7 protein-coding genes are annotated in these 12,353 nt (G+C 40.6%); 5 read left to right on the top strand and 2 right to left on the bottom strand.

Annotated features, from left to right (window positions below):
• Positions 1-2: 2 nt before the first annotated feature.
• The 5 genes from MMU05_RS19410 (at position 3) to MMU05_RS19390 (ending at position 10,349) form a co-directional block, all read left to right on the top strand.
• Entirely contained in the window at positions 3-2,696 is a 2,694-nt protein-coding gene (locus tag MMU05_RS19410; protein ID WP_241143324.1) for a BamA/OMP85 family outer membrane protein, read from the top strand.
• A complete protein-coding gene (locus tag MMU05_RS19405) occupies positions 2,696-3,232 on the top strand; it encodes an OmpH/Skp family outer membrane protein (RefSeq protein WP_241143323.1) in 537 nt (178 codons plus the stop codon). The genes MMU05_RS19410 and MMU05_RS19405 overlap by 1 nt, the downstream gene beginning before the upstream one ends.
• Before the next feature lie 18 nt (positions 3,233-3,250).
• A complete protein-coding gene (locus MMU05_RS19400) occupies positions 3,251-3,802 on the top strand; it encodes an OmpH/Skp family outer membrane protein (RefSeq protein WP_241143322.1) in 552 nt (183 codons plus the stop codon).
• 143 nt (positions 3,803-3,945) lie between these two features.
• Positions 3,946-4,254 (top strand): thioredoxin, encoded by a 309-nt coding sequence (trxA, locus tag MMU05_RS19395; protein WP_241143321.1) that lies wholly within the window; start codon positions 3,946-3,948, stop codon positions 4,252-4,254.
• A gap of 332 nt (positions 4,255-4,586) precedes the next feature.
• The gene (locus tag MMU05_RS19390) at positions 4,587-10,349 is read left to right on the top strand and encodes a LamG-like jellyroll fold domain-containing protein (protein WP_241143320.1); all 5,763 of its coding nucleotides are present in this window, start codon (positions 4,587-4,589) and stop codon (positions 10,347-10,349) included.
• A 346-nt stretch (positions 10,350-10,695) separates the two neighbouring features.
• Here the strand turns inward: MMU05_RS19390 and MMU05_RS19385 are convergent, their stop codons facing one another.
• Positions 10,696-11,892 (bottom strand): tetratricopeptide repeat protein, encoded by a 1,197-nt coding sequence (locus MMU05_RS19385; RefSeq protein ID WP_241143319.1) that lies wholly within the window; start codon positions 11,890-11,892, stop codon positions 10,696-10,698.
• A 71-nt stretch (positions 11,893-11,963) separates the two neighbouring features.
• A complete protein-coding gene (locus MMU05_RS19380; RefSeq protein ID WP_241143318.1) occupies positions 11,964-12,341 on the bottom strand; it encodes a DUF2784 domain-containing protein in 378 nt (125 codons plus the stop codon).
• Between the last annotated feature and the right edge of the window lie 12 nt (positions 12,342-12,353).

Below are 12,353 nucleotides of genomic sequence, written 5' to 3'. Positions count from 1 at the left end.
TGATGAAAAAGAGTTTTATTATCCTTTGCCTTTTGATGTGGGTTGTCAGCGCCCAGGCCCAAATCCGTTTGGGACAAAGCCGCTACACCCCCGCCAGGCCTGTGGATATTTTAGAATTGAATTATTCCAAACCACAAAAATACAGGATTGCTGAAATCAAAGCCGTCGGGTTGACCACCTTGGATGAGGTGGCCATTGTATCTTTGTCCGGACTAAGGGTAGATGACGTCATTTCAGTACCGGGAGATGCCATTTCCACCGCTCTCAAAAGGATCTGGGGGCAGGGAATTATCGGAGATGTCAAGATTTTAGTCACCAAAATTGAAGGTGATGACATCTATCTTTTGATGGAACTGTCAGAAAGGCCAAGATTCAGCAGAGTTGAATTTACAGGGGTAAATAAAACCCAAGAGAGTGAACTCAAGGAAAAAATCAAAATCAGGGGCCGGGTTGTCAGAGATGATGTTTTGAACACTTCCCAGAGAAATATCCGCCAATATTTTGTAGACAAAGGCTACCTCAATACCGATGTAAAAGTTATTCAGGAAAGAGACACCACCCTCCCCAACAGTGTAAAACTTAGGTTTGAAGTTGATACCAAAACCAAAGTGAAAATCAATGAAGTGAATATCTATGGTGCTGAGGGAATTGAAGAGAAAAAAGTTAAATCCAAATTAAAGAAAACCAAAGAACATCCAAGGATGTACATTGGAAGAGACATTGCTTCAAGGATTTCCAATACTACCCCAAAAAGTGCTGCAGATGCGATTTTCCATATGAGTCCTGTTGAGGACGATAAGGTGAAAGAATACATCAACAAGAATTTTAAACTCAACTTCTTGAATGCTTCCAAATTCGTTTCCAAAGAATTTAGGGAAGACAAAGACAAAGTCATCGCCTATTATAATTCCAAAGGGTATCGGGATGCGGAGATCGTCGTGGATTCCGTGTACAGATTTTCGGATAATACAGTCAATGTTGACATTTCCTTGGAAGAAGGTAAGAAATACTATTACCGCAACATTACCTTCGTGGGAAATTACCTTCATCCCAATGTCGTGCTACAAAACCGCCTTGGAATAGCCAAAGGTGATGTATATGACAAAGAAAAACTGGACAAAAGGCTGAATTATGACCCTCAAAAAGGAGATGATGTCAGTTCATTGTATCAAGATAATGGTTACCTGTTTTTCTCCATCGAACCAGTCGAGGTGAAAATCAAAGAAGATTCCATTGACATTGAAATGAGGATTTTTGAAGGCCCTCAAGTGACGGTTAACTCGGTAAATATCCAAGGCAATGAACGAACCTCAGACCACGTGGTGATGCGGGAAATCAGGATTTTGCCAGGACAAAAATTCAACAGGAGTTTGCTTGTAAGAACTATCAGGGAATTGTCCCAATTGGGATATTTTGACCCGGAGAAAATTGAGCCGGACATGCGTCCAAACTATGAAAACGCAACAGTGGACATTACATTCAAACTCGAAGAAAGGCCAAATGACCAGATTGAATTATCCGGTGGTTGGGGAGGTTTGTTTGGATTCGTAGGTACTGTAGGTCTTGTTTTCAATAACTTCTCCCTAAAAAACATTGGCAACTTTGAAAAATGGAGACCATTACCTGTGGGTGATGGACAGCGGCTTTCGCTCAGGGTACAGGCCAATGGTCGTTCCTTCCAAAATTACAGTGTTTCCCTGACGGAACCTTGGTTTGGAGGCAGAAAGCCAAATGCCTTAAGTTTCAGTATGAACAGGTCAGTTCAAAGACAGATTGATTTTAGAAATCCTGGTGCCCAGGAAATCGGATTCTTCAAAATCACCGGTGTCACCCTTGGCCTATCCAAAAGAGTGACTTGGCCGGATGATTACTTCATGCTGAGTACTGCCCTTTCCTATCAGAACTATGATTTCTTTGAATTTGGAAGGCAATTTGGATTGTCCTTTCCTACCGGTACTTTGAATAGCATCGCCCTTGTCACGACAGTGGCCAGAAATAACATTGACAACCCGATTTATCCAAGAATGGGTACCAATATTTCTTTGGTTACTTCTTTGACACCACCGTACGCATCACTCAATCCCAATATTGACAGGGAATCTCCCGATGAGGAAAAGTTTAAATGGCTCGAATACCACAAATGGATGTTTGATGCTTCCTTTTTCACACCTCTTTTTGGAACCAAAAAATGGGTCATCAGTGCAAGGACCCACATGGGCTTCTTAGGATCTTATGGCGACAGAATCGGCATTATTCCTTTGGAAAGATTCGTTATGGGTGGAGATGGGATGAACATGAACAATTTTGCTTTGGGACAGGAAATCATTGGTCTGAGAGGATATGAAAACCAAGTCATAACCCCGGGAGCATTGACAAGAAATGATCCCAACTCCACAGAAGGGTATGGGGGCATCGTGTACAACAAGCACGTCATGGAACTGAGATTCCTGGTTTCTCCAAACCCCTCTGCTACTATTTTCCTTTTGGGTTTTGCCGAAGCGGGAAACAACTGGGGATCTTATGCTGAATACAATCCATTTAACCTGAAAAAATCTGCGGGGTTTGGTGCAAGGATCTTTATGCCTGCATTTGGATTACTTGGTTTGGATTGGGGATATGGATTTGACCCTGCTCCAGGTACAACCAGGCCTAGCGGGGCACAGTTCCACTTTACCATCGGACAACAATTTAGATAATGGTGAAAAGACCGATTATATTATTAATTTTGTGCACGCTAATTGGACTGACCCTATTTGTCACGTCTGCGGATGCCCAAAAATTCGGATATATCGATTCAGAATATATCCTGAACAAACATCCCGATTACAAACTTGTCCAAGATGAATTAACATCTATTAGCAATCAGTGGAAAAAAGAGGCACAGGATTTGGAACAGGGAATAAAAACCATGTATGCAAACCTCAAAGCGGAAGAAGTTTTACTGACAGAAGAGATGTACCAAGAACGTTTGGAAACGATCAAAGAAAAACAAAAGCAAGCAGTCGACTTCAACAACAGGGTTTTTGGAATCAACGGACAGTATTACCAAAAACAGTCCGAATTGCTACAGCCTCTGCAATCTAAAATCTATGATGCCATAGACAGGGTGTGCAAGAGAAACAGTTTGGTGATTTTGTTTGACAAAGCGGCAGGTCCATTGATGATCTACACAGACCCCAGGCATGATTACTCAGAATTTGTATTGGAAGAATTAGGTATAGAAAACAAATAAATTAACTCAATAACGAAAATGATGAAAATTAAAGTCGTCCTTTCCGCAATAGCACTCTTTTGCGTAGGATTCGTAGCCCAGGCCCAGGAATTAAAGATCGGTTATACCAATGTGGAATTACTGATGGACCTTATGCCGGAGATGGAACAAATAGCTGCTGATGTACAGGATTATCAGGCACAATTGCAGACCAACATCCAGACAAAAGCACAGGATTTTCAGAAAAAAGTGCAGGCTTACCAGCAGGCCGCTCCCACTATGACTGAAGATGCCAGAGGTGCCAAAGAGCAGGAATTGCAAAAATTGCAGCAAGACCTTCAGAAGTATGAGCAAGACGCCCAGGTTTCCTACCAAAACAAACTTCAGGAACTTCTTGCGCCTGTTCAGCAAAAAGTCTTCAATGCGATCAATGCAGTAGCCGCAGAGAACAACTATTCGCACGTATTCTCCGAGTCAGCAGGTCAGTCACCAATCTTGCTTTACACCAGAGACGAAGACAAATTCACCGAATTGGTTTTGGCCAAACTCGGAATTGAATTACCGGCAGCTCCAGCGGGTCCTGCAAAATAATTCAACTCAAATCTTTAAAATAGAGACCTGTTTCGGAAGAGACAGGTCTTTTTGTTTTGCTGCCTCATTGCTAAGCTAGGTGATTTTGGTAACAGAGGATGAGCTACAAATCCCCTTAAATTGCACAAAAAATTATTGGAGAGATGGCAAAAAAGAAGTTTAAAGAAGTGATCCAACAATCGGAAGAAGCCGTTTTAGTGGATTTCTATGCTGATTGGTGTGGACCATGCCAGACCATGAATCCTGTCTTGGAAGAAGTGATCCAAGAACTTGCAGGAAAAATCAAACTGTACAAACTGAATGTGGAAAAAAACCCGCAGGTAAGCTTACAGTTTGGAGTAAGGTCCATCCCCCATTACATCCTTTTCAAACGGGGAAAAATACTTTGGAGAAAAGGTGGAATCATGACCAAACGGGAATTGCTGCAAGCAATGAAGGGGTTTGTTGGGTGATTTGTTTAGACTTTTAACCCATTACCCAAAGTGAAAAAATCGCATTATACTAAATGCAATACCACATCCGAAATTTTAGGATTAATTATTCCTCAGGTTTGACTTATTTTAAATCCAATTCCTTTTTCCTGACTTAAATCAGGAAATATTTGGTTTGAAATTATTTTTCTTCTATTTAGGATCATTTTTTTTGTATTCAAAACAATTTTTTTTACTTTCATAAGCGTAAACAAAAAAGTACAAAACTATCCATTGACCCTACTGAGCGCCTCAACTTAACACCATAGTTTTTTTTAATTTTTTATTTGAATTCTTTAAAAACCAGGCCAAATATGAGTAACATTAGATTCTCCTTATTCAGAATGAAAAGTTTTGTCGCGCTTATCATTTTCATGGCATTGAGCCAAGAAATTTTCAGCCAAACAATAAGTTTTGGATTAGACACCTTGCAATTGAATGGCTTTACACAGCCGGCCAAAGGAACCTCACTGAAATTTGGTCCAGATGGCAAGCTGTATCTCGCCCAACTGAATGGGCAGATAAAGATATACACCATTCAAAAAACCGTTACCAATGGATATAAGGTTACTGCGGCCCAAACCCTACTTGACATCCAAAACATTCCTAACCATGACGACATTGGTACTAGGGCAAAAGATGGCAGAAGTAATCGCCAATCAACAGGAATTACAGTAGTAGGTACCGCTGCCAATCCAATTATTTATATTACTTCAAGCGATCCAAAATGGGGTGGCCCTTCAGGAGATAAGGCCTTAGATACCAATTCCGGAATAATTTCAAAATTGACTTGGACGGGAAGTAGTTGGGAGGTAGTAGATCTTGTCAGAGGATTACCTCGATCAGAGGAAAACCATTCTCCAAATGGTCTTGAGTACACTGTCATTAATGGGAAACCATATCTTTTGGTCACAAGCGGTGGACATACCAATGCCGGATCTCCAAGTCTGAATTTTGCCTACCTGGGAGAATACGCGCTATCCGCAGCGGTATTGAGTATAGACCTTAATGCGATTGAAGCGTTACCTCTCAAAACTGATCCCCTGTCAGGCAGGAAATTTAAATATGATATCCCTACTTTGGATGATCCTTCAAGACCAAATGCCAATGGAATTTATAATCCAAATCAATCAGGGTATAATGGAATTGATGTAGGAGATCCATTTGGGGGAAATGACGGTCTAAATATGGGAATGATCGTAGCGGGAGGTCCGGTACAGATTTTTTCGGGTGGATATCGGAACACCTATGATCTTGTCGTTACGCAAAGCGGAAAAGTATATGTAACGGAAAATGGTCCCAACACCAACTGGGGAGGTTTGCCTGAAAATGAAGGGAATGCTTTAACAGTAACCAACAAATACTTAAGTAATGAACCCGGCAATAATTCCACAAACCCCTCACCAAGTGGCGAGTATGTGTCTAACAGGGACCATTTGATGATGATTACCTCGGATATCAATACTTACACATTTGATTCTTATTATGGAGGTCATCCCAATCCCATACGTGCAAATCCCGGTAACCCCTATCCTCTAGGAGCTTTGTTTCCATTTAATCCCGGTGGGGCTGGGCTTTTTACAAGATCTTTGGGTGATGATGCCAATTGGTCGACCCTAACTCCTCTCTATACTCCAAATCAAGTATTTCGTACTTCGATTCTCGCACCTGTTGCGCCTGGACAAACAGGTTTTGACGCTTATGCTTCTAATTCCCTTCCTGTGAACTGGCCTCCGGTCCCCAAATCAATGGCCAATCCCGATGAAGCTGATTTTCGCTCTCCAAGCGCAATAAATCCAAATGGACCACAAAAACAGCTTATAACTATTTTTCCAATTAATACAAATGGAATAGCGGAATATACAGCTTCCAGTTTTAACGGGGCCCTCAAAGGGTCATTGATAGCCGGAAAAAGTAATGGTACCATACACCTGATCAGCCTTAATGCAGATGGCACTTTAAAGCAATTAGAGGCCAATAAATGGAATCTAAATTCAGGAAATGCTTTGGGTATCACTTCAAATGGAGATACTGAAATTTTCCCCGGCACAATCTGGGTCACCACTTTTGACAATAGGATTCATATTTTAACACCTCTAAATACCACCAACTGCATTCTTCAGACAAATTCTGATTTTGACCCTCTCGGAGATTATGACAATGATGGCTTTACAAATCAGGATGAATTTGACAATGGAACGGATTATTGTTCTGCTGCCTCAAAACCAAATGACTTTGACGGGGATTTTATCTCTGACTTAAATGATTTGGATGATGATGGTGATGGCATACCTGATGCATTGGACCCATTTCAACTGGGAAATCCAACTAACATTCCTATTGATAATGAATTGTTTTCTGATAAAACTGATGAATTAAACCGTCCATTTGGATATTCCGGACTTGGGTTTACAGGTTTTATGAATAATGGTTCCGGCAAACCGAATTGGATGAACTGGATTGATATACCCGGTGGTGGTCCATTACCAAATGACATACTTGGCGGTGCAGCAGGAGCAGTTCAACTCGCAATCACGGGGGGCACTGCAAACGGGACAGCAAATAACCAACATAAAGGCTTTCAGTTCGGTGTAAATGTAGGTAATGAAACCGGTGAATTTTTGATAACCGGAAGGCTCTTAAGCCTAGCGGGTCCTCAATTGTTTTACGATGTAACCCACAACGGGGAAATTGGGATTCAAATGGGTGACGGAACGCAAAGCAACTTTTTTAAACTTGTGTTTACAAAAACTCAGATCGTGGCCGGCTTGGAAATCAATAATGTCCCTGATCCTGCTCCATTGACTTTCGCTATATCTACTGCCAACAGACCAATAGGCTCTGAAAGTATAGATTTCATTCTTAAAGTTAGGCCTGTTCAAGGAACCGTGGAACCAATGGTTAAAATCGGAAACAGGAACATGATCAGTCTTGGCATTAAAAACCTAACGGGTAAAGTCTTGGAATCTGTCCAACAAAGCTCCAAACCGCTAGCTATCGGAATCATCGGCACTTCAGGTGCACAAGGTGTGGAATTTTTAGCCACATACGATTTCTTCAGGGTAGTCGGGGGCCAACCATACATTGTCAAAACATTAAATGATATTACTAAACAAGTCGGATCACAATCCATTCAAATTGATCTTGGAGAATATTTCAATGACAGTGATGGACTGGAAAATCTGCTTTTTACTGTCTCAAGTAATTCAAACTCTGCAGTAGGAGCATCCATAGCAGGGAAAATCCTGACTTTGACTTTTCCTGCACTGCCAAATTCCAGTTTGATTTCAATCAGAGCCACAGATCTGTCTAGCTTATTTATTGAGCAAACTTTTAAGGTGGATGTGGTTGCAGCGCAACAAATTCTTTTCAGAATAAATGCAGGCGGAATTGCAGTAGCGGGTTTGAATGGGGCTCCAAACTGGAAAGGGAATGAAATCAACGGATCGTATACCGGGGATGGTTATACCATTACAAATGGTGCAAATTTTAGTGGAAATTTATTGTTTGCTAATAAACATTCCTCTATCCCTGATTATATCGACAAGACTACATTTGAATCAATATTCAAAAACGAAAGACATAATAATAACTCCTCTGTAATGACCTACTCCATACCGATAGCTAATGGTGATTATCAGGTTAACTTATACATGGGTAATTCCTTCTCCGGAACAAGTACCGTTGAAACAAGGGTGTTTGATGTAAAAGCTGAAGGAACTACTCTTCTTTCAAACGTCGATTTGGTAGCAAAATTTGGACATCAAAAAGGGGGAATGGAAAAATTGATGGTAAAGGTTTCAGATGGAACATTAAACATTGAGTTCATCAAAAAAACACAAAACCCGCTATTAAATGCAATTGAAATCATTGACACCAAGATATCTGCTCCGATCGTAGTCACCAGCACAATTCAAAATCAGTTGGATAAAGTCGGAGATACCCTTGACGGAAACCTATTTTTCACTGCCACAGGTGGCGTTGGACAATTATTCTACAGTGCCATCAACCTTCCTCCGGGAGTAACTATTGAAGATGTAAATGGTAGAATTTATGGAACCATAGAAGCGGGAGCATTGGCCAATAGTCCTTATCTCGTAACCGTGACGGTAAAAGACTCAAATAGTCCCGTACCTAACCAAGAGTCCAGGACATTCTATTGGACAATTTCTGGAAATGTTACGGAAAATGGCTTGGTTGGACATTGGAAAATGAACGAAGGGAGCGGAGCAAAACTGATTGACAGTTCAGGAAATGGGAACAACGCAACAATAATGAATACTAGTTCCGGCGTAGTCTGGGTTCAAGGGAAGGATGGTCTGGCAATTAATTTAAATGGATTTTCCAACAGATTTGCAACTGTTCCAAGTAATTCTAGTCTGAACATGACCAATGCAATTACAATCACTGCATGGATAAGGACCAATGCTTTGGTTAGAAAACAAATCTTATCCAAAGGCGGACCTGATGGGTATGAACTCAGCATTTTTGAAACTGGTAAAATTGAATTTAGAATAAATAGAGAGAGTTCCGGTAGTACATACCGATTATATTCCATTCAAAACTACCCTACCGATGGGACTACGTGGATGCATGTGGCGGCAACATTTAATGGTACAAAATCCCAAATCTTCATCAATGGTGTTCTCGATAATTCCGCAACCTATGCTCCAACAACCATAAAAACTAATACAACAGAACTGCAGATTGGTGCAAGGTCATCTATAAACAGATGGGTAGGAGATTTGGATGAAGTAAAACTCTATAATAGGGTGCTTTCAGATGTAGAGATTAATACTTTGGTGACGGGGGGAGTCCCTATCCCGGCTGCGCCAATACTTACAGCTCCGGCAAACTCAGCGAAGGAAATCAGCATTTCTCCGACTTTAACTTGGGGGATTACACAACATGCCAGTTCCTACAAAATACAATTATCTACGAGCTCTGCATTTTCTTCCTTTGTATCAAATGTATCAGGAATTACTGCAACATCCTTTACTACTCCCAAACTATTGAACAACGTCACTTATTATTGGAGAGTTGCTGCGGTAAACCAAAAAGGAACCTCCAGTTGGTCTCAAGTAAGGTCATTTACGACAAACAGTTTGGTAGCCTATTGGAAAATGGATGAAGGCAGCGGTAGCATACTCATTGATCATTCTGGAAATGGAAATAACGCCAAAAGATCCTCTACCGCAAATTGGACTTGGATTACAGGGAAAATTGACAAGGCCCTCTTGCTTAATAAATCCACTGTCCAATATGGTGGAGTTCCACATAACTCAACCATCAATATTTCAAAGCAAGTTACAATCAGTGCTTGGATTAGGCCGGCAGACAAATTGGGAAGACAGATTATTTCCAAAGGAGGAACTGACGGTTATGAATTGTTGACTCGAGGCTCTGGTAAGGTAGAATTCAGATTTAATCGTGAAAGCAACGGATCAACCTACAGCCTTATCTCCAATAAAAGTTATCCGAGCGATGGCAAAACCTGGCTTCATGTTACTGCAACTTTTGATGGTACAAAATCAACCATGTATTTTAACGGAGTTCAGGATATTTCAAAAACCTATTCCGCTACCACCATCAAAACAAACACCTCAGAGCTACAAATTGGAGCAAGAAAAGGTGCTAATCAATGGAGCGGTGCACTTGATGAAATCCGTTTGTACAACAGGGCTTTGACCGCAACAGAGGTTTCCAAATTACCAAATCAAACCGTTGCCTTCAGGATGATGGACGAAGGAGATGTGTCGCAAGACACTGTCGAAGTAGAAATTTCGGCTATTCTGGACAATGAATTGGAACCAACAATCGACGATCCAATAGGAACCAAGCTTTACCCTAATCCAGTCGACGATGTGATCCATATTGAATTATCGGATTTCAAATATGATTTAATCCAGGTAAATATCTTTGATATGAAGGGTTTGAAGTTATTTGACCAGGAAATTCAAACCAAGGATGGAAAGTTTACAATTGACATCTCCAGGGTTGGACTTAAACAGGCAAGTTATGTTCTCTTTGTTAATTCTGATGGATACCAAAGAATTTTTAAATTCATTAAAAAATAGCTTAAACTGAATTTAGCCCCTTGGATCCGACAAAGAAAAACCAACCATAAAAGGGCATCAAAAGTAATAAAGTCAGAAGGCAAACCTTCTGACTTTATTGTTTCATCCCAATTCAAAGTCGTTTAGCTGGTAAAGATTCGAAGAACTTTTCCAAAGTTCGGATTGGACGTTGTGAGATTTTCTTGGTTTTGTTCCAACTTTAGAAAGGCTTTTCACTACTCAACAGCTTATCTAAATGTCACTGCATCCTAATTGTTAAATCTTTGATTCGATTTTCAAGCATGAAGATGTCCGATTTCATTTTTTTTATCTATAAAGATTATCGGAAGTGATCAATCCAAAATCTTTACTTACAGATCTTTTTCAAGGCTTCTTCAGCCATTTTCAAACCTAAATCATAAGCGGTTTTTAAATCTTTGCAGGCATCTACATCATTTTTCTGTTGGTGATGGGTCAACCCTTTTTGGTAATAGGCCTCTGTGAAATCCGGTCTATGGTGGATGGCAAGAAGGTATGATGCCATTGCCAAATCGTACATTTTTGTCTTATAGTGAATATTCCCTTTTTCGAAGTGGGCACTAGATTCTAGCGGATCGAGGGCGATGACATTTTCATATTCTGCTAAGGATTTATCAACCAAACCCAATTTTTCCAACACGTAGGCTTTATAAAGCATGGTTTCAATGTCATCCTGATCTGTTTCTAAAGCTTTTTCAAAATCCCCCAAAGCTTCCTCCCATTTGGAAGCCTTCAGTCTATGATAACCCCTTTGCTTATAGGAGGAGGCAAATTCTGGTTCTCCGCTGATGGCACTTGAGAAATACAGATCTGCACCTGCGACATCGCCTAAGGCAATGGCAATCTCAGCGAGGTATTGGTTGGTGAGGGGATGATTGGGATTAAGTTTCAGGGCAATTACATAATCAGCTTTTGCTTTTTCCAATTCACCGTTTTTTTGATGAGAACGCCCTCGGTTCAAAAAATAATCCGGATTCCAAGGCCGCAATTCGATCGCTTTATCAAAAAATTCATTTGATTTTTCAAATTCACCCATTCCAGGATAGGCCAAACCAAGGTATTGGTAAATATAATCTTTGGCTACACTCTGTTGGGTCAGGATCCCAGTTATTCCCGATTGGAAAACAGGTTTTTGGTACAAAATCGTAGTCGTTTCCCTTTTGGACAAATGGAGAAGGCTGGTCAAATCCTCCACAGCCAAATCGTATTGTTGGAGTTGGTACCTCAGAATACCCCTTGCAAAAACCCCTTCTGTGTGTAGCGGGTCCAATTCTAGAAGGATGTTATAATCCGTCAAAGCACCTGTTTTGTCCCCTGCCCTGTCTCTGACAATCCCCCTAAAAAAATACGCTTCCGCAAAATAAGTCTTACTTTGGATGATATCAGACAAGATCGCATAAGCTTCGAGATGCTCTCCGGCTTCGGAAAGATTCATCGCTTCCTCCATTTTGATGTCCAAGTCCTCGTATTGGGCCATTGCCTGGAAAGAAAATACCGCAAGCCATAGTAGAAGGATATATCTCATTTTTCTTTTACAGTTTATTCTTTTGGGAAAAAACTGTTCGAATCTAAAAACGAGGAATGGTAAAGGAAAATTCATTTTCTTCCCTTAAAGAAATTTACTTTGACAGAAATTAAAAAAGCCAATATGGCAAACAACAAGGTGAAAAGATCCACGGTTTCAGCTTTGATTTTCAATCCAAAGGACCTTTCCAGAATATATCCGATATAGGAGTTGGGCAGCTGATTTTCCCCCAATTTCCTAAGAACCTCCCAATGCCAATCCGTCAAAGGGCAATAACCCCAACCATACCAAAACCCCAAAATTACCCAAGATGCCAATGTCAAAGTAATTGTTGCAAAATGCCATTTGCGAAGCGGTTTCCAAATCCAAGCAAAAAGGTTGAAGCAAATCAATAAGGTATGGAATACCAAAAAGAAATAATCTGCAAAAACTAGTAAGTTATTGGACATGGATAGAAATAT

Origin of the sequence: Cognataquiflexum rubidum, from assembly GCF_022538115.1 — a bacterium.
GTDB classification, from domain to species: domain Bacteria; phylum Bacteroidota; class Bacteroidia; order Cytophagales; family Cyclobacteriaceae; genus Cognataquiflexum; species Cognataquiflexum rubidum.
The sequence above is the reverse complement of the archived record's forward strand: the minus strand, read 5'-3'. Positions and strand labels throughout refer to the sequence as shown.